Raw genomic sequence first — 26375 nt, 5'->3', positions numbered from 1 at the left:
GGATCATGGGATCAGCCGCTGACGGTCAGCGCGGGAGACCGCTCACCCACGCGCGGAACGTGACGGCGTCGCCGTCGCGGAGCACGACTGCTGGTGCGTCCTGCGCGTCGTACAGGAGCGCGAGGCTCTCCGGCGGCAGACCGGCCAACTGCCGACCGCCGAGCGATGACGGGTCGACGAGTGCCGGACTCGCCAGGAACGCGAGGGGCTGCGAATTGGACTCGACGACCCCCGTCCGGCCGTCGATGAGGGCACGGACCTCGGCGGGGTGCAGCACGACGACGTCGCCGCCGACGAACAGGCGGATCACCGGACGCACGCGACCGCCGCGGCCGAGCGGGACCGTGGTCCAGTCGGCGCTGCACGCGACACCGCGCCAGGGCAGGATCGAGACACCGTCCGGTCCGAGCGCTGCGGGGGCCGTCGCGAGTGGGCGGACGACGCGCTCCTGCAGGTACGCCTCGAGCTCCGTGTAGCCGCGGGCCAGGCCCATCACGGAGAAGAGTCGCTTGCCGGTCACGTCACGTGCCTGCAGGCCGCCGTACTGGTTCGCGGTCGGCAGCACCGCCGCGATCTCGCCGAGGTCGACGCGGCGCTCCTGGTGGAGGCCCTGACGGACCAGCAGGTGGTCCTCCATCGCGAGCAGCCGTGTCCGGCGCATCGAGCGGGACAGCACGATGCCCCCGATGCCGGCCAGCAGGACGACGACCGCCCCGATCACCAGGCTTGGATCGGCGCCGGTCGAGGCCGTCGTGGCGGCGCCCAGCGAGAGCAGCGCTCCGACCACGACGAAGACGATCGCGACCACCCGGATGAGGACCCACTGGAACGTCCGTAGGCGCACGGTGACGAGCGCACCGCCCTCGTTCGGCAGTGGCTCACCACGCTCGCGCCGGCGGCGGTCGCTGCGCTTGGTCGCCGCCGTCACGGATGTCGTGATGACGAACGCCGCGGCCATCGCGATGCCCACGGACGTGATGGTGATCCACATGTGTCGTCCCCCTCGTGCTGCGGCCCGTCGACCGAGTGGTCGACCGCCCCGTTCGGAACGGTCGACCACTCGATCATGCATCCCCGACCACCGCATGGTGTTCGGCGATCCCCCCAGGGTGCGTTGTGCAGAGTATCAATTCCAGCAGCGACCGCAAGTTCGTATGTCGCTTCGTTGTGGCTCGAACGGGGGTGATCTCCTCCTGTGGAGGACGGAACCTCACGGTATTTCAGCGGTTAGGATCGAGCACGCAGTCGATTCTTGAGGGGGACGATCGTGATGTTGACGCGCGCCGGGGGTACCGGGACTCGGTCGGGGAGCCGCATCGCCGGAGTGGTGGCCGTCACGGGCGCACTCGCGCTGGTGCTCTCCGGGTGTACCGCCGACCAGGACCAGGTGACGGATCCGTCGCGTGTGCTGCAGACCGTGGACACGACGCTGACCACGAACGGTGCGGTGAACGCGATCTCGGACACGACGATCTCCGTCGCCGGGAAGCGCTCGTCCTCGAAGACCGTCGACCACGACGTCAAGGACGCGGCCGGGGACCTGCCGCTCCGGATCACCACCCAGTACACGACGGACAAGCGGTCCGGTACCGACCTCGCCGACCTCGACGGGTACTCGGGGCGCGTCGAGATCGACGTGACGGTCGAGAACCTCACGGTCCGGTCCGAGAACCTGACCTACGACGTCGCCGGGGCGTCCCGCTCGACCCCGGCGCTGGTCGGCGCACCCTTCAGCATCGCCGCATCGACCGTGCTCGACGGCGTCGCGCCGGACCGCATCGTCACCCAGTCGGTCGATGGCGGCGCTGCCACGGACGGCGTCGTGAGCACCAACGCCTCCGGGGACGCCGTCGTCCAGTGGGGACGGCTGCTCGCACCGCCGACCTCCGGTGCGAGCAGCACGCTGCACCTCGTCGCAGACGTCCGTGACTTCTCCACGCCCGCGATCGACGTCGCCGCACAGCCCGGTCTGACGACCGACCTGTCGACCAGCGGCGTGATGAACGGCGCGTTCGGCTCCGACACGGACTCCGAGCTCGCCCTCCAGCGCCGGACGATCGACCTCATCGCGCAGGTGAACGAGGTGCTCGCCCGGGCCGGCGGCACCATCACCGAGGTCCGCACGAACCTCGAGTCGACGTCCGAGACCCTCGGGGTGAGGACGGCGGAGCGGCTGCAGGAGAGCAGTGCGTCGCTCGCGAGCACGATGCAGTCGCTGTCGGGCGAGCTCGGTTCGCTCAACGGCGACCTCGGCTCGACCGTGCAGGCCACCCAGTCGACGGTGCTGCAGCAGCTGCAGCAGACGACTGGCAGCCTCGACGCGCTGCTCGGTGACACTTCGGCGACGGCCCCGGCGCCGGTCCTGAAGGACAACGGGTGCAAGGCCGTGCCGCAGACCGGCGCAGCGGGCTCCAGCGTCTACGGGAACCTGCTGCGCGTGTCCGCGCAGCTCGAGGGCTACGCCGAGGTGAGCGAGGCGTGCAAGCAAGAGGTCAGCGCCCAGCTCGCGTCGTCCGTCGGACCGGCTTCGCCGTCCGCCGAGGCATGCGCCGCCCAGGAGGCCCGTGGTTCGTTGACCTGCGCGCTCTGGGAGTCGTCGGCTGCGGTCAACACCTCGCTGATCGGCCTGGTCAGCAAGGGGCAGCAGCTCGCCGACGGGCTGAACCCCGACCTCGCGGACACCGCGATCGAGCAGTCCGACGCACTGAACGCGCAACTGCAGGAGATCGCCGGCAAGCTCGACGCACTCGGCAGCGACCAGGACGGCTCCGTCGAGCAGGCACTGACCGCGCTGGACGCCCTGGTCACGACCAGCGAGCAGTCGGTGCGCCCGGTGCAGGAGGCCGTCGCGAACGTCCGGGGCCGTGCCCAGGCTGCGCGCGGCCAGCTCGGCGCCCTGGACTCCCGCTTCGACGGCTCGATGCAGGCGCAGAACCGAGCGCTCGCCGACCGCCTGTGCCAGCTCGCGCAGCCGGGTCTGCTCAGCGATCCCGAACTCGACCAGGACGAGGTGGACGCGCTCCGCGGGTACCTCACGGCGTCGCCGTGCCCCGGGACCGACCAGCCGGAGGGGACGACCCTCCGCCCCGGACTCGGCTTCAGCACCCCGATGGACCAGCGCCTCGACGCGCAGGCCACCGCGTGGGACGCGCTCATCGCCGAGACCGACCCGCAGGCGACGACCGGTGTCGGCGCTGCCGTGAACCTGCTCGCCACCGCCGTGGCCGCGCTGCGACAGGGCGTCCAGGACGTGCGCACCGCGGTGCAGCGGGACGGCGGCTCGGTCCAGGGATCGGTGCAGCAGCTGCAGGGCATCCTCGGGGAAGCCTCGAAGTCCAGCGCGGTCGTCGCCGGCCAGCTGCAGCAGGTGCGCGACCAGCAGACGACGCTGCAGGACGCGGTTCGCGAGGCCTTCCAGCAGGCATCGGACGACTCGGGCAAGCAGGTCCAGGCCCTCATCGACGACCAGGTCCGCAAGGTCAGCGACACCGCCGGCACCAGTCGGAAGGCCGTCGTCGACGCGTTCGACAAGTCGATCGCCGGCCTCCGCACCACCTCGGGCGAGGTGACGAGCGACTCGAAGGGCACCATCGACGAGCAGAAGGGTGCGCTCCAGCAGCAGGGCAGCAGCCTCGCCTCGGCGGTGGACGAGCAGACCGCGGCGAGCTTGCAGCGCATCGACGCAAGCACCAGCGCCTCGGTCCGCGACGTCGAGGGCGCGAGCACGCTCCTGACCGGCGACCTCAACCGCGTGATGCTCGACCTCGGTGACCGCAAGGTCAACGGCTCCGGCATCCTCGGCGCGATGGCCACGAGCGCGGCGAAGTCCGACTCCGCCGACTACCAGCTCGCCCTCGCGTCGCAGAACGCCTCCGGCTACGCCAACGTCCGGGCCGAGGACGTCGCCGGCATCCTCCTGCAGCAGGAGCAGTTCCGCGCCTCGCTCGACCGGGCTGCGAAGCTCCCCGCCTTCCGTCTCGACGTGCCGTCCAGCGCCACGTCGACGACGCTCTACGCCTTCCGGATCGGAGCCGAGCGATGAGCCACGTGCAGGACCAGCCGACCGGGTCCACCGCTGACGAGCAGGGCACCGACGACCCGACCACGACGGACGCTGCCCTGACCCGGAAGCGTCGCCGCACCGCGGTCGTCGTCGCGATCGCCGTCCTCGTCGTCGCCGCCGTCGTCACCGCGGTGCTCGCGGTGCGCGTCTCGGCCTCGACCCCGGCCGAGGCGGTCTCCGCGACGGCTCCGGTGCCGATCAGCGTCGCCCACGTCCCTGACGGCACGAAGATCGGCGTCGTGGTCACGCTCGGCGACGGCGAGGGCGCGCAGTGGGACGACGCCGCACAGGGCGCACTGGTCGCGCAGCGTCGCCTGGAGCTCGGCGGTACCGACGTGCAGCTCGTGACGAAGAACGACGGCGGGTCGACCGACGGCGCCCGGAAGGCCGTCGAGGCCCTCGCGGCCGACGGTGTCTCGGGCATCGTCGTGGCGTCGTCCGGCGACCACGTCCGCGGTGCCTTCGCCGCAGCGGCGGATGCCGGTATTCCGGTGGTCGCACCCTACGCGGCCGGTGCCGACGACGCCTGGTCGACCGCGCCGTCGACGGAGTCCGTCGCCGCGGCGCTGCAGGACGCGCTCGGCGACGCCGCCGCACCGCTGCTCGTCGACCTGGGCGGCGGCGCGCCGTCCGGTGTGCGGTTCGCCCACGTCCTCGACGCGACGAGCACGCCCGACCTCGGCGCACTGGCGACGACCATCGCGCAGCGCACCGGCGCGGCCGCGGGCTCAACCGACGCCCCGACGACCGACGCCACGACGACCGACGCCCAGGCCGGAACCACGACCGGCGCCGCGCAGGAGAGCGCCATGCGGGACAGCTCCGAGCAGGCGGCGCCGGACTCCGACGCCGTGGTCGTCAGCGGCCCGGCCGGTCGACAGGGTGCCCTCGTCGCCGCCCTCCAGGAGGCGAACGTCACCGCGCCCGTCGTCCTGACCCCCGAGGCCACCAGCCCCGCCTTCGCAGCGGCCCTCGCCCAGGCCGGCGGCAGCCTCAGCGGCACGTTCCGCACCGTCGGTGTCGAGACCGACGACGCCCGCGCCCTGTCCTCGGACGCCGAGGGCCGCGCCATGTCGGCGTTCCTCGGCGGTGTGCGGGTCTTGGCCGACGACGCGGACGCGAAGAACCTGACCGGCGACCGGTCCTTCGCCTCGGTCGCGTCGGTGGCGGACGCCCGCAGCCACGACGCGGTCGTGGCGCTGGTGGCGGCCGTCGGGTCGGCCCGGAGCGCTGACGCTGCCGAGGTGTCGGACGCGCTGGCCGCGCTCGACCTGGACGCCGGCGACGGACTCGCGGGCCCCGCACTCGACTTCGGCTCGCGACAGGCCCTCGGCGACCGCGCCGGTGTGTTGGCCGCCTCCGCGCAGGACCTCGGGCTCCGGCCCGCCAGCGCGACCGAGGATGCCGGCGCGACCGAGGACGGCGGGCCCACGCCCGCGCTCGTCTGGTTCGCCGACTCGTCCGACTGACCGAGTCCCACCCGCACCACCCGCACCGCCGCACCACGCCCAGGGAGGACCGCCCATGCGCCTGCTGATCGAGCTCGACGACCGCCGCGAGACGATCGAGGCCGACGGGTGGGCGGAGTCCTCCACGCTGGGGGACCTCGTCACGGCATCGATCGGCACCCCGCTCGACCCGGGGACGCCCCTGGCGGTCGACGGGCACCGCACGAGCTCGGACACCCCGTTGCGCGACCTGGTGCTCCTCGAGGGGTCCCGGGTGGCCCGTACCACCGAGGAACCGCCGCGCACGGTCGACGGCTGGAGCGTGACCCTCGCGGGCGGCCTCGATGCAGGGCTCGTCGTGCCGGTGCCGCGCAGCCGTCGGCTCGTCGTCGGGCGTGCTCCGCAGGCCGACGTGGTGCTCCCCACCGAGAGCGCGTCCTGGGAGCACTGCACCGTCGAACGCGAGGACGACGGGGTCCGCGTGCGCGACTCCGGGTCGACGAACGGCACTGTGATCGCGGGTGAGCGCATCGACGGCGAGGGCGTCCTGCTCACCGGCACCACGAGCGTCATCGTCGGGGGCGCGGTCCTGCTGCTCCGTCCCGAGCTCCCGGAGACGACGGTCCCGGCTGCGGGGACGCTCCCGAACCTCACCCCGGCGGCCACCGCCCCCTTCAACCGCCCGCCCCGGCCGGGTCGGATCACCGACACCGAGCCGGTGTCCCCGCCGACGCGCAAGGACGTCGCCCCGGCGTCGAAGTTCAGCTGGATCACGGTCGCAGCTCCGCTCGTGCTCGCCGGGGCGATGGTGCTCCTGCTCGGCGACGCCCGCTTCGCCCTGTTCGCGCTGCTCAGCCCCGTGACCGCGATCGGCATGTGGTTCGAGCAGAAGCACCGCCGGGCGAAGAACCTCAAGGAGGAGGAGACGCGCTTCTCCGAGGCGGTCGAGGGCTTCCGCGGCGAGATCGCCGCCGCGGCTGCCGTCGAGGCGGCACGCCGGCAGGACCTCGTGCCCGACCCGGCCACCGTGGTCCGCCGGGCGCTCCTGCCCACGACCGACCTCTGGCAGCGCCGGTCGGAGGACGAGGACTTCCTCAGCCTGCACGCCGGGACCGGTGACGCACCGTGGCGACCCGAGGTCGACCAGCGCGCGGCGTCGGCGAAGCTCGAGGACGAGGCGAAGGCCGCGATCGCGGACAGCCGTCTCACGGCGGCGCCGGTCGTCGCCGACCTGTCGGACGCCGGTGTCGTCGGCATCGTCGGTGACCGCGACGGTGCGCTCGCCCTCGCCCGCAGCCTGCTCGCCCAGGCGACCGTGCACTGCGGGCCGGCGGACCTGACGGTCGGGGTGTTCTGCGACGCGGGCCGGCAGGACGACTGGTCCTGGGCCTCCTGGCTGCCGCACACGCGCGTCGCGGGCAGCAGCACCGGCGCCCGGTGGATGTCGGCGCAGCGCGACCAGAGCGCCGCCGTCCTGCGCGGGCTGCAGGAGTCGCTCGACGAGCTCCCCACGCCGAACCTGCTCGTCGTCGTGGACTCCGACGTGCTCACCGAGGGCCGCGACGCCCCCGCGCGCAGCCTGCTCGGCCAGGGCCGGACGGTCCCCGGGGTCTCGCTGCGCCCGGGGGAGCGGCGACGGCGGGTGAGCGGCATCGTCATCGCCACGAACGAGCAGCAGCTGCCCGCCGCCTGCACGTCCATCGTCACCGTCGGGGCGGATGCGGCCGCGACGGTCTACCGCCCCGAGGACCGCACGCGGGTCGAGGACGTCGTACTCGCGGGCCTCACGGCGGACACCGCGGAGCGCGCCGCCCGCGCCGTCGCGCACTTCGACGACCCGGAGCTCACGGTCCCCGGCGCATCGCTGCCGTCGCTCGTCCGCCTGCCCGAGCTGCTCGCCCGGAGCGCCGCAGCCCACGGCAGCACCGCCCGGAGCGCCGCGGCCCACGGCAGCACCGCCCGGAACGCCGCAGCCCACGGCGCTCCGGTCGACACCACCACCGCCGAGGGCATCCGCACGCTGTGGCAGACCAGCACCGGGACCTCGACGCCCGTCGGTTCCTCGGAGTCCGGCGTCCTCGAGATCGACCTGGTGCGCGACGGCCCCCACGGCCTGGTCGGCGGGACGACGGGGTCCGGCAAGAGCGAGTTCCTCCGCTCGTTCGTCGCGGGCCTCGCGGCCCGGAACGACCCGACCCGGCTCAACTTCCTGCTCGTCGACTTCAAGGGCGGCGCCGCCTTCGCCGCCTGTGAAAGGCTGCCGCACACGATCGGCACGATCAGCAACCTCGACGAGCAGCTCGCCGACCGGGCGATCCGCGCGCTCGAGGCCGAGCTCGAGCGACGCCAGCGGGTCTTCGCAACCGCCGGCGCCGACATCGACAACCTCGACGCCTACCTGGCGACCCAGCCGACCGAGCCGATGCCGCGCCTGCTCTTCGTGGTCGACGAGTTCGCGATGCTCGCGAAGGAGTTCCCCGACGTCCTGACCTCGCTCGTCGCGATCGCCGCGGTGGGCCGCACGCTCGGGGTGCACATGGTGCTCGCGACGCAGCGCCCCGCGGGCGTCGTGAGCGAGGACATCCTCGCGAACACGAACCTCCGGGTCGCACTCCGCGTGCAGAGCCGCGAGGACTCGACCAACGTCATCGGCGTCCCCGCAGCCGCCGGCATCGGCCGGCAGCAGACCGGCCGGGCCTACGTGAAGCTCGGGCAGGACGACATCACCCCGGTGCAGACCGCCCTCGTCACCGGGCGCGCGCGTGACGAACGCGTCGAGCAGCCGGTCTCGGTCCGCCCGACCGACGTCTTCGGCGTCCCCGCCCCAGTACCGGCGCCCGCTCCGAGCGCGTCGGACGACACCGACCTCGACGTCCTCATCGAGGCGGTCCGCGCCGCGAACGACGCCGCCGGGTACGCCGCTCCCCGTCCGATCTGGCCCGAAGCACTCGGGGACCGTGTCGACCTCGCGGACGTCCCCGAGCCGAGCGGCGACGGGAGTCGCCGCTTCGTGCCCGTCGCGCTCGCCGACGACCCGGACCACCAGCGCCAGGTCGCGGGCGGCTGGGACCTCGACGAGGGCAACCTCGTCCTGATGGGCATCCCGGGCAGTGGCACGAGCACCGCCCTGTCCGCACTCGCGCTGCGCCTCGCGCGGACGACGAGCCCGGACGACCTCGACCTCCTCGTGCTCGACATGGGGCCCGGCGACCTGGCGCCGCTCGCGCAGCTGCCGCACACCACGGCCTACGTCGGCTCGGGTGCGGGGGCCGGCGAGCTGCAGGCACGCTTCCTCCGGCACCTGCGCGCGGACCTCGAGCGTCGGCGCGCGAGCCCCGGCGGACGTCGGGCCGTCGTGCTGGTCGACGGCCTCGCCGCACTCCGGGACGAGTACCAGGACTTCGAGGGGCAGCAGCTGCTCGACGCCCTGTACCGCGTGTACGCCGAGGGGCCGGCACTCGGCATCTCGTTCGCCGTCTCCACGACCCGCGCGAAGGCCGTGCCGTCGGCGATGGACGAGGTCACGACCCAGAAGTGGATGTTCCGCCTGGCCGACCCGTACGACTACGCGTCCATCGGCGTCCGCCAGAAGGACGTCCCACCGCCGGTGCCGGGGCGGTACGTCGACTCGACGACGAAGCTGCAGAGCCACGTCGCGACGCCCGCGGTGCCCCTCGCCGAGGCAGTCGCCGAGATCGCCGCCGCGTGGCCGGACGCCGCGCCGAAGACGAGCGCCGTCGGCCGGCTGCCCGATGCGGTCCGGGTGCAGGACCTCGGTGCGCCGGCGCGCTTCGACACCGATCCGTGGCGCCTGCCGGTCGGGATCGCCGAGGACGACCTCGGCACCGCGGCACTCGAGGTCTACGACGGCGAGCACGTGCTCGTCGCCGGCCCGGCGCGCTCCGGCAAGTCCACGGTGCTCCTCGCCCTGGCCGACCAGGCGCGGTCCGCCGAGGGCGTCCGTCCCGCCGTGTGGGCGATCTGCGACCGCCGGTCCCCGCTCGCCGACGGTGTCTTCGACCGCCTCGCCGTCGGGGCCGACGAGGTCCCCGCCCTGCTGGCCGGCCTCCGCCTGGAGCGCGGCCCGGTCCTGCTGCTCGTCGACGACGCCGAACGCTTCGACGACGCCGACCAGGCGATCGCCTCGCTGCTGTCGTCCGAGCGACCGGGGCTCTGCGTGGTCGCCGCCGGCCGGTCCGCCGACCTCCGCTCGCTCTACAGCCACTGGACGCGGGCGGTCCGGAAGTCCCGCTGCGGCGTGCTCCTGCAGCCCGACGTCGACTACGACGGCGAACTGCTCGGGGTCCCGTTGCCCCGCCGCGCGCCCGTCGCACTGACCGTCGGCCGCGGCTACGCCGCGTCGGGCGGCACCGTCCGCCTCGTCCAGACCGCCGCACCCGGCGCCTGACCGACCGCACCACCACCGGACGGGAGGCACGGCGCACCGCCGCCGCGCGCCTCCCGTCCGTCGGGTCCCCGGCCCTCGCGCGCCGTCGTGGAGCAGGAGACGTCACCTCACGCGCCCCGACCCGACGGTTCCTGCTCCACCGAGGAGGAGCCGGGTCGGACGTCGACGACACAGCACCGGCGGGGCCGTGCGTCCGGCCCCGCTCAGTCGCGGGTGGTGATGCCGAAGGGCGAGCTCTCGAGGTCCGTGAAGTTGCCCACCGTCGCCCGGACCGTGCACGAGGGCGCGACGGACAGTGCGGTCACGACGAGACCGTCCGACGACACCGCCAGCGCGCCCGAGCACCCGTCGGCGAAGCGCACCCCGGACTCTCCGCCGGCCACGTCGGTGAGCATCTCCGACGGGGCACCGGTCGAGGGACTGCGGTAGAGCGGGTTCAGCTCGTCGGCGCCGCTCGGCCACACCGGCACGAGGGTCACCGGCAGCGTGGTCTGGCTGACCGTGCGGTCGGGGGTGCGGACCTCGACGCCCTGCAACCGCTGCACGGGGTACGACGTCCCGGTCACGGACTGGTCCGTCACGGCGGTCGTGGTCGCGCTCCCGGCGGCGTCGAGCCACTCCTGCAGGCCGGCCTGGTCGGGGACGTCGGCCAGCCGCACGGTGGCCTCGACGGTGACGTCCTCGCCCGCCGGGACCACCACGTCGGACAGCGTCCACCCGCACCGGACGTCGACGCCGGTCACCGACGGCTGGTTCCGGGCGCCGGTGACGTCGTCGCCCGCCGCCGCGTCCCCGTCCCACGTCACCGCGGGACACTCGGAGCGTTCACCGACACCGGGTACCACCTCGAGCAGCGGTCCGCGGAGCGTCGCGGCCTGCGCGGCGTAGGTGATCGACAGCGCGACGGTCCCGGCCTGCGGGTCGACGGTCGCCTTGCGGGTCGTCGAGAGCCCGGTCGGCAGCGGGCGGTCCTGCTGGTAGGCGCTGGCCGCCTGTGCGGTGCGGGCAGCGCTCGGTGTGCCCTTCCCGCCCAGGGCGCCGGGGAGCCAGACGACGCCGCCGACGACGAGCGCCGCGACGAGCACCACGCCGAGGGCGCCGAGGCCGAGCATGCTGTTCGTCAGCCAGTCCGGGCGCTGCCACCGGCTGCGTGCGGGGGCCTCCGGTTCGCGGGCGGGCACGACCGGCGGTCGGGCGAGCGGCCGGAACACCGTCTGCGAGCCCGCCCGCCCGAGCACGGGAGCGGGGCCCGCGTCGTCCGCACCTGCCGTCGGTGCCGGAGTCGGGGTCTCGTCCGTCGGCCGGACGCCGCGCACCACCGTGGCCGGCCGCTCGACCTCGGCGAAGGACTCCGGGTCCGACGTCGGGCGCAGCGCGGGGGCGTCGGCGAGCTGCCGGGCGAGCCGGCGCAGGGTGGCCGCGGCATCGGCGGCCGCGGGGCGGGCGGCCGGGTCCTTCGCGAGCATCGACGACACCGCCGACCAGAGCGCCGTGGGGACGTCGAGCTGCGGCGGATCGGAGGTCACGTGTCGGTAGGCGACGGCGAAGTCGGTCCCGGGTCCGGCGAAGGGAGTGCGTCCGGCGAGCAGCTCGTAGAGCATCACCCCGGCGCCGTACACGTCGGCCGCCGGCCCCGAGCGTCCCTGGCTGATCGACTCGGGCGCCATGTACTGCGGCGTGCCGAGCAGCCCGGTCGTGGTGCGCTGCCGGTCGGCCATCACCGACGCGATGCCGAAGTCCGACACCCGGACGTCACCCGTCGTGCCGGGCGTCCACGGTGTCGCGAGCAGCACGTTGTCGGGCTTGACGTCGCGGTGTGTGACGTCCTGCTCGTGTGCGGCGGCGAGGGCGTCGAGCGTCTCGGCGGTGATCGTCAGGGCGTCCCGCGGCGGCAGGGTCCCCGCACCGGCGAGCAGGTCCCGCGCGGAGCCCCCGCCGACCAGGTCCATGACGATCGCGAGCCGGTCGCCCTCGACGACGAGGTCACGGACCCGGACGATCGACGGGTGCTGCAGACCGAGCAGCACGGTGCGTTCGCGCACGAAGCGTTCGACGACGGTGGGGTCTGCGGCGAGCTCGGCGCGCAGCAGCTTCGCCGCGACGTGCTCGCCGGTCGCGGTGTGCTCGGCGCGCCAGACCTCGCCGGTCGCGCCGGTGCCGAGCAGGTCGACCAGCCGGTACGACGCCCCGAGCGGCTCGCCGCGGCCGTACTGCGCCCGACCCTGCTCCGTCACGTTGCCCCCGAGTGCCCCTGGCCGACCCCTCGTCGACCTCGCGTCATGTTACCGGCCGGGACCGCGCGCGTACTGCACGTCGATCGCGTGCTGGGTGAACCCCGAGCGGCGGTACAGCGCGAGTGCCGGCTCGTTGTCGCCCTCGACGTAGAGCGCCGCGGCGGTCAGCCCACGGCCGGCGAGACGGGCCGATCCCGCGCGCATGAGGACGCCGCCGAGGCCCTGCCCCTGCAGGTCGGGCCGGACCGCGACCGCGTAGAACTCGCCGGTGCCGTCCTCGACCTTGAGCCAGCACGACCCCGCGAGCGCGCCCGACTCGTCGCGAAGGAGCAGCAGGTCGTCGCCGGAGAACCACGGCTCGGCCTCGCGGGCGCGGAGGTCGTCCAGGGTCATCCGGCCCTGTTCGGGGTGGTGCGCGAAGGCTGCAGCGTTGAGCGTCAGCCAGGCGTCCTCGTCCTCGGGGTCGCCGGCGCGGAAGGCGTCGAGCCCGTACCCGACCGGCAGTTCGACCGGGTCGGGTGCGTCCGCGATCGGTGCCCGGAGCTGCAGCAGCGTGCGCACCGGCGTCCAGCCGTACCGGTCGGCGAGGGCATGTGCGGCGGGGTGGTCCCCGTGCGCCCAGGCGAGGCGCGGGACACCCGCACCGTCCGTCGCGCCCCCGGCGCCCGGGCCGGTCACCTGCGCGACGAGCGCCGACCCGACGCCCTGGCCACGGGCCTCCCGGGCGACGACGAGTTCCAGCTCGCCGTCACGGACCACGGCGACCCCGCGCTCGTCGCCGACCACGGTCGCACGGCCGGCACGGACGTCGACCAGGGTCTGGTCGGAGAACGGCGGCGCCTCGCCCGCCGCGACGGCGGCGGCGGCGAGCATCTCGACGACGGCGAGCACTACTGTCCCGCGAGGCGCTCGGCCTCGTCGTCGTGCACGTTGAAGCGGTAGCCGACGTTGCGGACCGTGCCGATGAGCGACTCGAGGTCGCCGAGCTTCGCGCGGAGGCGTCGCACGTGCACGTCCACCGTGCGGGTGCCGCCGAAGTAGTCGTAACCCCAGACCTCGCTGAGGAGCTGCTCGCGGGTGAACACGCGCGACGGGTGCGAGGCGAAGAAGCGCAGGAGCTCGAACTCCTTGAAGGTCAGGTCGAGCGGCCGACCACGCACCTTCGCCGAGTAGCTCGCCTCGTCGATGACGACACCGGAGGCCTGGATCTTCGACCCCGAGGGGTTCTTCGCGGCGCGGCCCGTGGTGAGCCGGATGCGGGCGTCGACCTCGGCGGGGCCGGCGCTCTCGAGCACGACGTCGTCGACGTTCCATTCGCTGTTCACCGCGGTGAGCCCGCCCTCGGTCACGACGAGGATGATCGGCGTCGTCGAGCCGCTCGTCGCGAGGATCTTGCACAGGGCCTTGGCGCTGACGAGGTCGAGACGGGCGTCGACGAACATCAGGTCGCTCTGCGGGGCGTTGACGAGCTGGGCGGCCTCGGCGGGCACGTGGCGGATCCGGTGGCTCAGGAGACCGAGACTCGGCAGGACGTCGCCGGGCGCGGCTGAGGTGAGTACCAGGAGCTGGGCCACAGGACCTCCAGAACGAGGGAACGTCGTGGAGCCATCCTAGTGATGCCCCGGCGGCGGCCCGCCGACCGGCTGGTCGGTCGGGGCTCCGACGGCGCAGGCGCGGCCCTGTCATGATGGAGCGCGTGACCGAGCCCGTCCCGCCCCTCGACCAGCGCCGCCTGCGCCTGACCTCCGTGCTGCCGGTCTGGGTGCTCGCGGTCGTCGGCGCCGTGCTCGTGCTGACCCTCACGCAGAAGGACTCGTTCGCCTGGCTCCTGCTCGTCTTCGTGCTCTGCGTGCTCGTGAGCTTCGTGCTGCAGCTCATCACGGCGACGAAGGACGGGCTGGTCGAGCGGATCAGCATCGCGTCCTCCGGGGCCTTCGTGGTGGTGCTCGTCACGGCCGTGGTGCTCCTGGCCCGCTGACGCCCGCGCGGCACGCCCCCTGGCGCCGTCAGGCGTCCCGCGTAGACTCGCCGCATGGATTCGCTGCTTGCGCTCGAGCTGTTCTACGTGGGCCTCCTCGGCCTGGCGTCGCTCGCGATCGCGTTCATCTCGGTCGTCGTCGTCGTGAAGCTGTTCAAGGGTCAGCGTTGATCGAACTGCCGGAGGGCCTGGCGCCCGAGCTCGTGCCGCTGTCCTGGCTCGTCGGTGTCTGGGAGGGCACGGGCGTGGTCGAGTACCCGGTGGGCGACGAGGACGAGCCCCGCAAGTACGAGTTCGGCCAGCGCGTGAGCTTCAGCCACGACGGCCTGCCCTACCTCAACTACTCCTCGACGACCTGGCTGCTCGACGACGAGCGCACGCCCCTCGCCGCTGAGATGGGGTACTGGCGCATCGACCGGCCGAACGAGCCGGGCGACCGCGGCCCCGCGATGCTCATGGGCGACGGGCCCGTCCCGTTCAGCACGGTGGAGAGCGTCGAGACGCTCCGCAACACGACCGACGGCTTCGACGTCGAGGCGGCGATCATCCACCCGACGGGCGTGAACGAGCTCTACGTCGGCCGCGTGAAGAAGGGTCGCATCGACCTGGCCACCGACGCCGTGATGCGCTCGCCGAACGCGAAGGACTACTCGGCGGCGACCCGCCTGTACGGCCTGGTCGAGGGCAAGCTCTTCTGGGCCTGGGACATCGCCGCACTCGGGCAGCAGCTCACCTCGCACGCCTCGGGGCAGCTCGCGAAGGTCGACTGATGTCGGTCTTCGCCGGTCGCGACGGCTTCGTCGCGAGCGAGGCCGGTCCCGCCGCCCACTTCGGCAACCCGACCGGTGAGCAGCGGGCGCTCGCCGCCGGTCGCGCGGTCGTCGAGCTCGGCCTCGGCGTCGTGACGGTCAGCGGACCGGACCGCCTGTCCTGGCTCAACTCGATCACCTCGCAGCTGCTCACCGGGCTCGCACCCGGCACGAGCACCGAGACGCTCGTGCTCGACCAGTCCGGCCGCGTCGAGCACGCCGCACGGGTGGTCGACGACGGCGAGGTCACGTGGCTCCTCACCGAGCCCGCGGACGCCGCCCCGCTCGCGACCTGGCTCGACTCGATGCGCTTCATGCTCCGCGTCGAGGTCACGGACCGCTCGGCCGACCTCGTCACGCTCGGCCGGTTCGACGGCTCGGCAGCGCCGGACGACGTGGTCGTCGAGTGGGTCGACCCGTGGTCGTCGGTCACGCCCGGTGGGTGGGGCTACGCCGCCCTGGAGGCCCACCCCGGCTCGGACTGGACCCTCCGCATCGACGTGGTCACCCAGGACGCCGCGGTCGCCCTGGCGGGGTCCGGTGCGCCGGTCGCGGGGCTCCTCGCGTTCGAGGCCCTGCGCATCGCCGCGTGGCGCCCGGTCCTCGCCGACGTCGACGAGCGGACGATCCCGCACGAGCTCGACTGGCTCCGCTCCGCCGTGCACCTGTCGAAGGGCTGCTACCGCGGGCAGGAGACCGTCGCGAAGGTGCACAACCTCGGGCACCCGCCCCGCCGCGTCGTGATGCTCCACCTGGACGGGTCGGACGGCGTGCTGCCCGCACCCGGCACGCCGGTCGTGCTGGACGGCAAGGACGTCGGGCGCCTCACCGCCTCGGCGCTCCACCACGAGCTCGGGCCGATCGGGCTCGCGGTCGTGAAGCGCTCGCTCGACCCCGCCGCGACCCTGACCCTGACCGTCGACGACGTGGTCGTGACCGCCGCGCAGGAGACCATCGTCCCGCCGGAGGCCGGGGCCACGGCGAACGTCCCGCGCCTGCCCCGACTCGGAGCCGTCCGCCGCAGCTGATCCGCGTCACGTCGGAACCTGGTTCCGGACACGGCACCGTGCTCCGTGCGTCCGTTCCGTGGTGCTGCTGGCGGAACCTGGTTCCCACCGGAGCGGTCAGGCGGGGGCGACCGCCGACCAGGGGACGCTGAGCTCGCCGAGGCGCCAGCGGGTCACCCCGTGGAGCACCGGCCAGCCCCGGTCGCGCATGCCGTGCACCGTGGCGATCCACCGCTGGCGGGGGCCGTACGTGCCGAGCGGGGCGGCGACGGCCCAGGAGCGGTCGAGGTCGAGCAGGAACGCGTGCACCCGTTCCCCGGGGACGTTCCGGTGGATCAGCGCCTTCGGCAGCCGCTCGGCGACGATGCTCGGCAGCTCGAGGCCCGCGACCCGCAGCGACACCGTGAAGGTGCGCGGCGCCCGGTCATCGAGCGTGACCCACGACGCCACCCGGCCGACCTCGTTGCAGGTGCCCTCCACCAGCGCGCCCCCTGGCTGCAGGCGGTCCTGCATGATCCGCCACGAGTCGACGACGGCGGACTCGTCGTACTGCCGGAGCACGTTGAACGCCCGGATCACGGCCGGCCGGCGACCACCGGGCGTCGGCGTCTCGAAGCCGCCGAGCCGGAACGTCACGCCGTCGCGGGTGCCGGCGTTCGCCAGCGCCACCCGCGACGGCTCGATCTCGACGCCGGTGACCTGGACGTCGGGCCGGACGCGGGCCAACCGGTCCCGGAGCTCGAGCGTCGTCGTCGGCCGGGCGCCGTACCCGACGTCGGCCACGAGCGGGTCGTCCGTCCGGCGCAGGGCCGGGAGCGCGGCGATCCACCGGTCGACACGGCGCAGCCGGTTGTACCCGGTGGTCCCGCGCGTGACGTTCCCGATGGGCATGGACCCCAGGGTACCGAGGCACACCCGCTCGGTAGACTCGGACGCATGACCTCCACGCTCGTCCTGCTCCGTCACGGCAACAGTGACTGGAACCAGAAGAACCTGTTCACCGGTTGGGTCGACGTCCGGCTCAGCGAGCTGGGCGAGAAGGAGGCGAAGCGCGCCGGCGAGCTCATCGCCGAGTCGGGCATCGTGCCGGACGTCCTCTACACCTCGCTCCTGACCCGCGCGATCCAGACCGCGGACATCGCCCTGCTCGAGGCCGACCTGGCCTGGCTGCCGGTGAAGCGCGACTGGCGCCTCAACGAGCGCCACTACGGCGACCTGCAGGGCAAGGACAAGGCCCAGACGCTCGAGCAGTACGGCGAGCAGCAGTTCATGGAGTGGCGTCGTTCGTTCGACGTCCCGCCGCCCCCCATCGCCGACGACGCCGAGTGGTCGCAGGCCGGGGACCGCCGCTACGCCGACCTCGGCGACCAGCTGCCCCGCACCGAGTCCCTCAAGCTCGTGATCGACCGTCTGCTGCCCTACTGGGAGTCGGACATCACGAAGGACCTCGGCGAGGGGAAGACCGTCCTCGTCACGGCGCACGGCAACTCGCTCCGCGCGCTCGTGAAGCACCTCGACGGCATCTCCGACGACGACATCGCGGGCCTCAACATCCCGACGGGCATCCCGCTCGTGTACGAGCTCGACGACGACTTCCGCCCGACGAAGCCCTCGTACTACCTGGACCCCGAGGCCGCCGCTGCCGGTGCCGCCGCCGTGGCCGCCCAGGGCGCCAAGAAGTAGCACCAGACTGATCCGCGAGAGCGACAGTCCGCCGTCGGACATCCGCGGCAGACTGTCGCTCTCGCGGTGCTGTCGGTGCGCCGACCGCGGGATCATCGGCGACCCGGCGGACGTCCGGCGGCTCAGACGAAGTGGTCCGCGATCTGCTGCACGAGCGCCCCGACGTCGTACGGCCGACCGGTGTCGACCCGCACGACCGGCACCCCGGGCATCCCGATCGGCGCAGCCTCGTCGCCGTGCTCGTCCCAGAACGCCAGGACGTCCGCCAGGTCCCCGTGCACCTCGTGCCGGACGGGCAGCGTGCCGGGCTCGTACCGGTCGCGCAGCCGGTCCGCGGCGGTGGCCCGGTCGACCTGGCAGAACACCTCGACGGCGCGCGGTGACCCGGCGGAGGCGAGTCCGGCCTCCAGACGGTCGCGATCCCGGGACGGCAGCCAGACGGCGTCGAGGACGACCCCGTTCTCGACGGCCCGCGCCATCGACCACATCGTGTCCATCGCGATGCCGCCGAGCGCGCGCGAGCCGATCATCGGTCCGACCACGTCGGCCAACGGCTCCTTGATGCGGTCCTTCGACAGGAAGGGGCAGCCGAGCACCTCGGCCAGGGCGGCGCCCACCGTGCTCTTGCCCGAGCCGGGCATCCCGTTGACGACGATCGCGACCTGAGCCATGCCACGATCCTGGCAGAACCCGTCAGGCGGGGGAGGCCGTCACCGACGCGGCGCCGGTCCAGTCGCCCGTCGCCAGGTACTCGACCTTCTTGGCGATCGAGACCGCGTGGTCCGCGAAGCGCTCGTGGTACCGCGAGGCGAGGGTCGCGTCGACCGTGTCGATCGGGTTGCCCTTCCACGTCTCGCCGAGCACGAAGTCGAAGACGCTCGCGTGCAGCTCGTCGACGGCGTCGTCCTCGTCGCGGATCTCCGCGGCCAGGGCGATGTCCTCGGTGGCGAGCAGGCGCGTGAGCTTCTGCGCCATCTGCACGTCGTGCGCGCCCATCTGCTTGAAGGTGCCGCGCAGGCCCTTCGGCACGACCTTCTCGGGGAAGCGCTGGCGGGCGAGCTGGGCGATGTGCTCGGCCATGTCGCCCATCCGCTCGAGCGACGAGCTGACGCGCAGCGCGGTCACGACGACGCGGAGGTCACGGGCGACGGGGGCCTGCCGGGCGAGGATGTCGATGGCGATCTCGTCGAGGCTGTTCGCGGCCTGGTCGATCTTGGCGTCGTCCGCGATCACCTCCTCGGCGAGGGCGACGTCGGACTCGCTGAACGCCTGCGTCGCACGGGTGATGGCGGACTCGACGAGCCCGGCGATCTCGGTCAGACGCTCCTGGACGTCCTGGAGCTCCTGCTGGAAGACTTCGCGCATGGGGGATGTGCCTCTCTGATGCGTACCGGACGAGTGTCGTCAGCCCAGGTGAACGAACGGTGACCTGCGGCTGAACACCTCTCGATCCGAGGGCGGAACTGCGCCGGAGCGGGGTGAACGGCGTCGGAACCCCGCGTGACGATCCCTACACTGGCGGCATGGACAACGCGTGGCTCGTGCCACTGTCGATGCTCCTCGGCGGGGTCTTCGGCGCAGGGGTCGTGGTGCTGGTCATCACGGCGGAGCGCACGGCCCGGGCAGCCGACGTCGCGGAACGGACGCTGCCCGACGGTGTCGCCGCGGTCATCGCCACGATGCACAACCCGGCCGTGGTCGTCGACCCGTCGAACACGGTCGTCGCCGCGTCACCGCAGGCACTGACGGTGGGGCTCGTCGTGCGCCGGAAGCTCGTGCACGCCGAGCTCGTCGACCTGGTGGACCGGGTGCGCAGGAGCGGGGAGATGGCATCGGAGGACCTGGAGCTCCCGCGCGGCCGCAGCGGGGAACTGGTCGGCTACCTGAGCTTCCGGGCGGCCCAGCTCGGCAACCGCTACGTGCTCGTCACCGCGGACGACCTGACCGAGAGCCGCCGCATCGACGAGGTCCGACGCGACTTCGTGGCGAACATCTCGCACGAGCTGAAGACCCCCATCGGGGCGATCGGCCTCCTCGCCGAGACGCTGGTGGTCGCCGCCGACGACCCGGACCACGTGAAGAAGTTCGCCGGGCAGCTCATCACCGAGTCGGAGCGCCTCGGGGCCCTGACGAAGGACATCATCGAGCTCTCCCGACTGCAGTCCGTCGACACGCTCGAGAGCAGCGAGGAGACCTCCGTCGACAAGATCGTGCAGGCCGCCGTCGACGCGAACGAGGTCGTCGCCCGCGCCCGCGAGATCGAGATCGTCCGGGCGAAGCGGTCGAAGCTGCGGGTCATGGGCGACCCCGGGCTGCTGCAGGTCGCGGTGTCGAACCTCATCGCGAACGCCGTCAAGTACTCCCCGGACCACACCCGCGTCGGCGTCGGCGTGCGGTCCACCAAGGGGTTCGTCGAGATCGCCGTCACCGACCAGGGCGTCGGCATCCCGGAGGCCGACCTCGACCGTGTGTTCGAGCGCTTCTACCGCGTCGACCCCGCGCGGTCCCGGGCGACCGGCGGCACCGGCCTCGGTCTCGCCATCGTCAAGCACGTCGTCGGCAACCACGGCGGCGACGTCCGCGTCTGGTCGCAGCCCGGCAAGGGCTCGACCTTCACGATCCGCCTGCCCGAGGCGGATCCCGAACTCACCACCGCACTCGAAGAGCAACTGGAAGAGCAGCCATCGTGACCAAGATCCTCATCGTCGACGACGAGCCGGCCCTGAGCGAGCCCCTGGAGTTCCTCCTGCAGCGCGAGGGGTACGAGACCTCCGTCGCCGCGGACGGCGTGACCGCGCTGTCGAAGTTCGACGCCGAGAACCCCGACCTGATCCTGCTCGACCTCATGCTGCCCGGGCTGAGCGGCACCGAGGTCTGCCGGCAGGTCCGCACGCGGTCGAACGTGCCGATCATCATGCTCACCGCGAAGGACTCCGAGGTGGACATCGTCGTCGGGCTCGAGCTCGGTGCCGACGACTACGTGACGAAGCCGTACTCCACGCGCGAGCTGCTGGCGCGCCTGCGGGCCGTGCTGCGTCGGCGGACCGAGGACGACCTCGGTGACAGCGGCATCCTGCAGGTCGGCGGCATCCGGATGGACGTCGAGCGGCACACGGTCTCGGTCGACGGGTCCGAGACGCCGATGCCGCTCAAGGAGTTCGAGCTGCTCGAGCTGCTGCTCCGGAACGCCGGCCGCGTGCTCACCCGCGGGCAGCTCATCGACCGGGTGTGGGGCTCCGACTACTTCGGCGACACGAAGACCCTCGACGTGCACATCAAGCGCATCCGCTCGAAGATCGAGCGCGTGCCGAGCACCCCGGAGATCCTGGTGACGGTGCGCGGCCTGGGGTACCGGATCGAGGGCTGATCCCGCCGTCCAGCGCCGGCGACTGCTGACCGGCGACGCACTGGAGGCCCGGTGCCGGTTCCGGGAACCGGCACCGGGCCTCCAGTGCGTTGCGTCCGCTCGCCGCGCCGGTCCGGCGCGCGAGGATCAGTTGCTGCCGCTGTCGCCCTCGGACGAGTCGGTCTGCGAGTCGCCGGACTGCGTGCCCGGTGCGGTCGCGTCGCCGGTCGGCTCGGAGCCGCTCTCCGACGGCGAGGTCGAGCGCATCGACGGGGTGGCCGACGGCGAGGTCGACGGGGCGAGCGTCTGGTACTCCTCGAGCGCGCTGGTCAGCACCGGGACGCTGGCCGAGACGCCCTCGGCGCCGGAGTACGAGAAGTACGTCTTGACGAGCGAGCCGGGAACGACGTCGGAGGCGTCGAACAGGACGGCCTTCGGGTCGGCGACCTCCGAACCCTGGCCGGTGTTGCCGTCGGCCGAGTCCCCACCGGAGTTGCGGGAGGCGCTCGGGTCGTTCGAGCCGAGGTCCGCGCGGCCGTTGCCGGGGACGACGACGGTCTGGGTGTCGCCGCCGACCTCGATCGAGAGCGTGATCTCGTCCGACCCGGTGTTGACGATCGTGCCGACGAAGCGGGCGTCGTCCTCCTGGTCGGAGATGAACAGCGCGTTCCGGATGTCGATCGAGCCGGTGCTGACGTTCACGCCGTCGGTGATCTGCTTGATCTCCGTGGTGTGCGCGGGCGACATGAACTCGCAGCCGGTGGCGCCGAGCGCGATGGATGCCGCAACGGCGACGGACACGAGTACCCGAGCTCGCAAGAGATTCCTCCGGAAGATCACGATGTGGACCAGACGGTCCGCGCCCATCCTACCGATCGTCGGGGGTGCGGGCCGCCCAGACCCCTTACCCGAAACGCCCTTGTGGTAAACTGGGGGTCCTGGGAACGGAGCCTGATACATGCAATTCGAGGTCGGCGAGACCGTCGTCTACCCCCACCACGGGGCGGCAACCATCTCTGAAGTCAAGACGCGCGTCATCAAGGGCGAGGAAAAGGTCTACCTGAAGCTGCGTGTTACGCAGGGTGACCTGACGATCGAGGTGCCGGCGGACAACGTCGACCTGGTCGGCGTCCGCGACGTCATCGGCAAGGAAGGCCTCGACAGGGTCTTCGAGGTCCTGCGGGCACCCTTCACCGAGGAGCCCACCAACTGGTCGCGCCGGTACAAGGCGAACCTGGAGAAGCTGGCGTCGGGTGACGTCATCAAGGTGTCCGAGGTCGTCCGCGACCTCTGGCGCCGCGACCAGGACCGCGGGCTCTCCGCGGGCGAGAAGCGGATGCTGGCCAAGGCCCGGCAGATCCTGATCTCCGAGCTCGCCCTGGCCGAGAAGACCGACGAGGACAAGGCATCGACCGTCCTCGACGAGGTCCTCGCCTCCTAGCGCGAACCGCAACTGGACCACACGACGACGACCGTCCTGCTCCCCGACCGGGTGAGCAGGGCGGTCGTCGTCGTCGCGGCGGGTTCGGGCACGCGGCTCGGCATCGGTGACGCGAAGGCGTTCGTGCCCGTCGGCGGCGAGCCGATGCTCGCGCGTGCGGTCCGCACCGTACTCACGCTGGCCGAGCCGACCGTCGTCGTGGTCGTCGCGCCCGCGGCCCGGCTCGACGAGTGCCGTGCCCTGGTCGCGGCCGTCGCCGGACCCGCGGTCGACCTCACCGCCGTCGTCACGGGTGGTGCTGACCGGCACGCGTCGGTGCAGGCGGGCCTCGACGCCCTGCCGGCCGACATCGAGTGGGTCGGCGTCCACGACGCGGCACGCTGCCTGACCCCGGCCACCCAGTTCGACGCGGTGTTCACCCGTGCGCGGGAGACCGGTGACGGCGTCGTGCCCGCCCTGCCCGTCACGGACACCGTCAAGCGTGTGGACGGAGACGTCGTGGTCGAGACGGTGGACCGGTCGGCGCTCGTCGGGGTGCAGACGCCGCAGGTCTTCCCGCTCGCCCGGCTCCGGGACGCCTACGCGGCCGCCGAGCGGTCCGAGACCGACGACGCCGGGGTCTACCGAGCCGCGGGCGGGACCGTGCGGACGGTGCCGGGCGACGCCGACGCGTTCAAGATCACCACGCGGTGGGACCTGGCACGGGCCGAGGCGCTCGTCGCCTCCCGTGCTGGTGCCGCAGTCTCGGTGCCCGCCATCCGGGTGGGACTCGGGGTCGACGTGCACGCCTTCGACGCGGGGTCCCCCTGCCGCGTCGGACTGCTCGACTTCCCCGGCGAGGCGGGGCTGTCCGGGCACAGCGACGGCGACGCGGTGGCGCACGCGGTCTGCGACGCCCTGCTGTCGGCGGGTGGGCTCGGGGACATCGGCGGCCGGTTCGGCACATCCGACCCGCAGTACGCCGGCGCGTCCGGCCACGTGTTCGTCCGCGGCGCCGTCGAACTGCTGCGGGCCACCGGGCTGGTGCCGACGTCGGTCACGGTGCAGGTGATCGGCAACCGCCCCCGCATCGGTGCCCGTCGTGACGAGATGCAGGCCGCCCTCGCTGCGGTGGTCGGTGCTCCGGTCGCGGTCTCCGGCACGACGACGGACGGCCTCGGCTTGACCGGGCGCGGCGAGGGGCTCGCGGCGATCGCGACCGCGGTCGTCCGCCCCGTCTGAGCGCAGGGGCCCGTCTCGGAGCACGGGGCCTGCCGCGCTGTGCCGCACGGCTCCGGTGGTCGCACCGCCCGACGTCCTAGGCTTGTGGCGTGACCGTTCGCCTGTACGACTCCCGCGCCGCAGCCGTCGTCGACCTCGTCCCGCTGGTCGACGGACAGGTGAGCATGTACGTCTGCGGGCCGACCGTGCAGTCGTCCCCGCACATCGGACACCTGCGCTCGGCACTCGTGTACGACGTCTGGCGCCGGTGGCTGACGTACCGCGGGTACCGGGTGACCCTCGTGCGGAACGTCACGGACATCGACGACAAGGTGCTCGACCTCGCCGCGGGCACCGACGAGCCGTGGTTCGCCCGGGCGTACCGCGTCGAGCGGGAGTTCACCGCGGCCTACGACGCCCTCGGCATCCTGCCGCCGACGTACGAACCCCGGGCGACCGCGAGCGTCCCGCAGATGCACGAGATCATCGAGCGGCTGATCGCGCGCGGGCACGCCTACGCCGCGGCGGACGGCACGGGCGACGTGTACTTCGACACCGGCAGCTGGGAGGCGTACGGCGCCCTGACGCGCCAGCGTCGCGAGGACATGGTCGAGGCGACCGACGCCGACCCGCGCGGCAAGCGCGACCCGCGGGACTTCGCGCTCTGGAAGGGCGCCAAGCCGGGGGAGCCGACGACGGCCACCTGGGACTCCCCGTGGGGTCCGGGGCGCCCCGGCTGGCACATCGAGTGCTCGGCGATGTCGCGGCGGTACCTGGGTCCGGCGTTCGACATCCACGGCGGCGGCCTCGACCTGCGCTTCCCGCACCACGAGAACGAGCTGGCCCAGTCCACCGCCGCGGGTGACGCCTTCGCGAGCCACTGGCTGCACAACGGGCTCGTCACGGTCGAGGGGCAGAAGATGTCGAAGTCCCTCGGCAACTCGATCTTCGCCGCGGAGTTCCTCGGGGCCGCCCGTCCCGCCGTGGTCCGGTACTTCCTCGGCGCCGCGCACTACCGGTCGTCGATCGACCACCACGAGGGGTCCCTGACCGAGGCCGAGGCGGCGTACGACCGCATCGAGGGCTTCCTGGCCCGGGCGGGAGCCCGGCTCGAGGGGGTCGTCCGCCGCGACGCCCCGAGCGTCCCCGACGCCTTCGCGGCCGCGATGGACGACGACCTCTCGGTGCCGCAGGCCCTGGCCGTGCTGCACGAGACCGTTCGTGCCGGGAACGCCGCCCTGGACGCCGACGATGCGGATGCGCTCGGGACCGCGTACCATCAGGTGGCCGCGATGGTCGAGGTCCTCGGCATCGACCCGCGAGCGGCCCACTGGTCCGGCGGTGCGCAGGACGTCTCGGCCGCACCGCTCGCCGCGCTCGTCGACCGCCTCGTGCAGGAGCGCGCGGACGCCCGTGCCACACGCGACTTCGCCACGGCGGACCGGGTGCGCGACGACCTCGCAGCCGCGGGGATCACCATCGAGGACACCGCAGCAGGAACACGCTGGAGCATCGCCTGACAACGGCCGTGCCGGACAGGAGAGAGCAATGAAGAACGTCTCGGGGAGCAAGAAGGGTCGGCCCGGCGCCGTCCGCTCCGGCCGCAAGGGCAACAAGCAGGTCGGCTCCGGCGGCCAGGGTGCGCAGGCGCTCGAGGGCCGGAAGCCGACGCCGAAGGCCGAGGACCGCCCGTACCACCCCGCCGGTAAGCGCAAGGCGGCGAAGGAGCGGCTGGACGCAGCCCGGGGTCGCCACGGCGCCTCGAGCGCGCCGCAGCAGCGCACCGGTCGCCCGCCGCAGCGCAAGAGCGACGACTCCGAACTCGTGACGGGGCGCAACTCCGTGCTCGAGGCACTGCGCACGAAGACCCCGTCGACCACGCTGTACGTCGCGGCGCGCATCGAGGTGGACGACCGCGTCAAGGAGATCCTGGCGCTCGCGAACCACCGCGGCGTCCCGATCATGGAGATCATGCGGCCGGAACTCGACCGCATCACCGGGCACGACAGCGTGCACCAGGGTGTCGCGCTCAAGGTCCCGGCCTACGAGTACGCCGTCGCCGAGGACATCGCCGAGCGCGCGTTCTCCCGTGACCAGGTCCCGCTCATGGTGGCGCTCGACGGCATCACCGACCCGCGGAACCTCGGTGCGATCATCCGGTCGACCGCGGCCTTCGGCGGTCACGGCGTCATCGTGCCGCAGCGTCGCTCGGTCGGCGTGACCGCGTCGGCGTGGAAGACGAGTGCCGGTGCCGCTGCCCGGACGCCCGTCGCGATGGCACCGAACCTCACGCAGACCCTCAAGTCGCTGAAGTCGATGGGGCTCTTCGTGCTCGGACTCGACGGCGACGGGGACGTCGAGCTCGACGCCCTCGAGCTCGCCGACCGGCCGATCGTGATCGTCGTCGGCTCCGAGGGCAAGGGGCTGTCGCGCCTGGTCACCGAGACCTGCGACGCGATCGTCTCGATCCCGATCTCGAGCGCCACCGAGTCGCTCAACGCCGGCATCGCCGCGAGCGTCACGCTGTGGGAGGTCGCCCGGCGCCGTCGCGCCGAGTAGCGGCCGACCCCACGATCGCGACCGAGGGGCGCGAGCTGGTCCACGTGGACCGGCCCGCGCCCCTCGGCGTACCGACCTGGAGGCCCGGTGCCGGTCCGTCGGGCCGGCACCGGGCCTCCAGGCCGTCGGTCTCCTGCCCGTCGAGCCGTCCCGCGCGTCGGCGAGCGGGCACGACATGCCGCGCGTGCGTCGCCGGGCG

21 protein-coding genes are annotated in these 26375 nt (G+C 73.1%); 13 read left to right on the top strand and 8 right to left on the bottom strand.

Features of this window, described 5'->3' with window-relative positions; translation table 11 throughout:
* Window positions 1-25: 25 nt before the first annotated feature.
* Entirely contained in the window at window positions 26-991 is a 966-nt protein-coding gene (locus C1N91_RS14610; protein WP_137768311.1) for a hypothetical protein, read from the bottom strand.
* A gap of 276 nt (window positions 992-1267) precedes the next feature.
* On the opposite strand from C1N91_RS14610, the gene C1N91_RS14605 reads away from it, so the two are divergent.
* The 3 genes from C1N91_RS14605 to C1N91_RS14595 are packed head-to-tail and all read left to right on the top strand — an operon-like array spanning window position 1268 to window position 9919.
* Entirely contained in the window at window positions 1268-4042 is a 2775-nt protein-coding gene (locus C1N91_RS14605; RefSeq protein ID WP_137768310.1) for a hypothetical protein, read from the top strand.
* Complete coding sequence (locus tag C1N91_RS14600) at window positions 4039-5532, top strand: hypothetical protein (RefSeq protein WP_137768309.1); 1494 nt, start codon at window positions 4039-4041, stop codon at window positions 5530-5532. The genes C1N91_RS14605 and C1N91_RS14600 overlap by 4 nt, the downstream gene beginning before the upstream one ends.
* A gap of 55 nt (window positions 5533-5587) precedes the next feature.
* Window positions 5588-9919, top strand: coding sequence for an FtsK/SpoIIIE domain-containing protein (locus C1N91_RS14595; protein WP_137768308.1), 4332 nt, complete (start codon window positions 5588-5590; stop codon window positions 9917-9919).
* A gap of 203 nt (window positions 9920-10122) precedes the next feature.
* On the opposite strand, the gene C1N91_RS14590 is transcribed toward C1N91_RS14595, so the two are convergent.
* The 3 genes from C1N91_RS14590 to C1N91_RS14580 are packed head-to-tail and all read right to left on the bottom strand — an operon-like array spanning window position 10123 to window position 13727.
* Window positions 10123-12153 (bottom strand): protein kinase domain-containing protein, encoded by a 2031-nt coding sequence (locus C1N91_RS14590; RefSeq protein ID WP_137768307.1) that lies wholly within the window; start codon window positions 12151-12153, stop codon window positions 10123-10125.
* 48 nt (window positions 12154-12201) lie between these two features.
* Entirely contained in the window at window positions 12202-13044 is an 843-nt protein-coding gene (gene mshD, locus C1N91_RS14585) for a mycothiol synthase (protein WP_137768306.1), read from the bottom strand.
* Window positions 13044-13727 carry a winged helix-turn-helix domain-containing protein gene (locus C1N91_RS14580; RefSeq protein WP_137768305.1) on the bottom strand — a complete coding sequence of 228 codons (684 nt, stop codon included), beginning with the start codon at window positions 13725-13727 and terminating at the stop codon, window positions 13044-13046. The genes mshD and C1N91_RS14580 overlap by 1 nt, the downstream gene beginning before the upstream one ends.
* A 122-nt stretch (window positions 13728-13849) precedes the next feature.
* Here C1N91_RS14580 and C1N91_RS14575 point away from each other — a divergent pair, with 122 nt between their 5' ends.
* From C1N91_RS14575 to ygfZ, 3 genes are all read left to right on the top strand, one after another.
* A complete protein-coding gene (locus C1N91_RS14575; RefSeq protein WP_137768304.1) occupies window positions 13850-14131 on the top strand; it encodes a hypothetical protein in 282 nt (93 codons plus the stop codon).
* Window positions 14132-14298: 167 nt separating this feature from the next.
* The gene (locus C1N91_RS14570) at window positions 14299-14901 is read left to right on the top strand and encodes an FABP family protein (protein ID WP_137768303.1); all 603 of its coding nucleotides are present in this window, start codon (window positions 14299-14301) and stop codon (window positions 14899-14901) included.
* The gene (gene ygfZ / locus C1N91_RS14565; protein WP_137768302.1) at window positions 14901-15968 is read left to right on the top strand and encodes a CAF17-like 4Fe-4S cluster assembly/insertion protein YgfZ; all 1068 of its coding nucleotides are present in this window, start codon (window positions 14901-14903) and stop codon (window positions 15966-15968) included. The genes C1N91_RS14570 and ygfZ overlap by 1 nt, the downstream gene beginning before the upstream one ends.
* Window positions 15969-16064: 96 nt before the next feature.
* On the opposite strand, the gene C1N91_RS14560 is transcribed toward ygfZ, so the two are convergent.
* The gene (locus C1N91_RS14560; RefSeq protein WP_175416048.1) at window positions 16065-16838 is read right to left on the bottom strand and encodes a class I SAM-dependent methyltransferase; all 774 of its coding nucleotides are present in this window, start codon (window positions 16836-16838) and stop codon (window positions 16065-16067) included.
* Window positions 16839-16883: 45 nt separating this feature from the next.
* Here C1N91_RS14560 and C1N91_RS14555 point away from each other — a divergent pair, with 45 nt between their 5' ends.
* The gene (locus C1N91_RS14555; protein WP_058729300.1) at window positions 16884-17630 is read left to right on the top strand and encodes a phosphoglyceromutase; all 747 of its coding nucleotides are present in this window, start codon (window positions 16884-16886) and stop codon (window positions 17628-17630) included.
* A 122-nt stretch (window positions 17631-17752) separates the two neighbouring features.
* Here the strand turns inward: C1N91_RS14555 and C1N91_RS14550 are convergent, their stop codons facing one another.
* Together C1N91_RS14550 and phoU are read right to left on the bottom strand one after the other, a co-directional pair.
* On the bottom strand, window positions 17753-18301 hold the full coding sequence (locus C1N91_RS14550; RefSeq protein ID WP_137768301.1) for an AAA family ATPase: 549 nt from the start codon (window positions 18299-18301) through the stop codon (window positions 17753-17755).
* Between the two features lie 22 nt (window positions 18302-18323).
* Window positions 18324-18995 carry a phosphate signaling complex protein PhoU gene (phoU, locus tag C1N91_RS14545; RefSeq protein WP_058729302.1) on the bottom strand — a complete coding sequence of 224 codons (672 nt, stop codon included), beginning with the start codon at window positions 18993-18995 and terminating at the stop codon, window positions 18324-18326.
* Between the two features lie 158 nt (window positions 18996-19153).
* On the opposite strand from phoU, the gene C1N91_RS14540 reads away from it, so the two are divergent.
* Window positions 19154-20320 (top strand): sensor histidine kinase, encoded by a 1167-nt coding sequence (locus tag C1N91_RS14540; protein ID WP_137768300.1) that lies wholly within the window; start codon window positions 19154-19156, stop codon window positions 20318-20320.
* Entirely contained in the window at window positions 20317-20997 is a 681-nt protein-coding gene (locus C1N91_RS14535) for a response regulator transcription factor (protein WP_137768299.1), read from the top strand. Before C1N91_RS14540 ends, C1N91_RS14535 begins: the two co-directional genes overlap by 4 nt.
* 126 nt (window positions 20998-21123) lie before the next feature.
* Here C1N91_RS14535 and C1N91_RS14530 read toward each other — a convergent pair whose 3' ends face one another.
* Entirely contained in the window at window positions 21124-21795 is a 672-nt protein-coding gene (locus C1N91_RS14530) for a hypothetical protein (RefSeq protein ID WP_175416047.1), read from the bottom strand.
* 139 nt (window positions 21796-21934) lie between these two features.
* On the opposite strand from C1N91_RS14530, the gene C1N91_RS14525 reads away from it, so the two are divergent.
* The 4 genes from C1N91_RS14525 to rlmB all read left to right on the top strand — a co-directional run bounded on the left by C1N91_RS14525 (window position 21935) and on the right by rlmB (window position 26176).
* Window positions 21935-22417, top strand: a complete 483-nt coding sequence (locus C1N91_RS14525) for a CarD family transcriptional regulator (RefSeq protein WP_137768297.1) — start codon at window positions 21935-21937, stop codon at window positions 22415-22417.
* A gap of 51 nt (window positions 22418-22468) precedes the next feature.
* The gene (gene ispD, locus C1N91_RS14520) at window positions 22469-23638 is read left to right on the top strand and encodes a 2-C-methyl-D-erythritol 4-phosphate cytidylyltransferase (RefSeq protein ID WP_137768296.1); all 1170 of its coding nucleotides are present in this window, start codon (window positions 22469-22471) and stop codon (window positions 23636-23638) included.
* Window positions 23639-23727: 89 nt separating this feature from the next.
* The gene (cysS, locus tag C1N91_RS14515; RefSeq protein ID WP_137768295.1) at window positions 23728-25137 is read left to right on the top strand and encodes a cysteine--tRNA ligase; all 1410 of its coding nucleotides are present in this window, start codon (window positions 23728-23730) and stop codon (window positions 25135-25137) included.
* 28 nt (window positions 25138-25165) lie between these two features.
* Window positions 25166-26176, top strand: coding sequence for a 23S rRNA (guanosine(2251)-2'-O)-methyltransferase RlmB (gene rlmB, locus C1N91_RS14510; RefSeq protein WP_137768294.1), 1011 nt, complete (start codon window positions 25166-25168; stop codon window positions 26174-26176).
* The last annotated feature ends 199 nt before the right edge of the window (window positions 26177-26375 follow it).

The sequence above is a fragment of the Curtobacterium sp. SGAir0471 genome (assembly GCF_005490985.1).
Taxonomy (GTDB): domain Bacteria; phylum Actinomycetota; class Actinomycetes; order Actinomycetales; family Microbacteriaceae; genus Curtobacterium.
The sequence above is the reverse complement of the archived record's forward strand: the minus strand, read 5'-3'. Positions and strand labels throughout refer to the sequence as shown.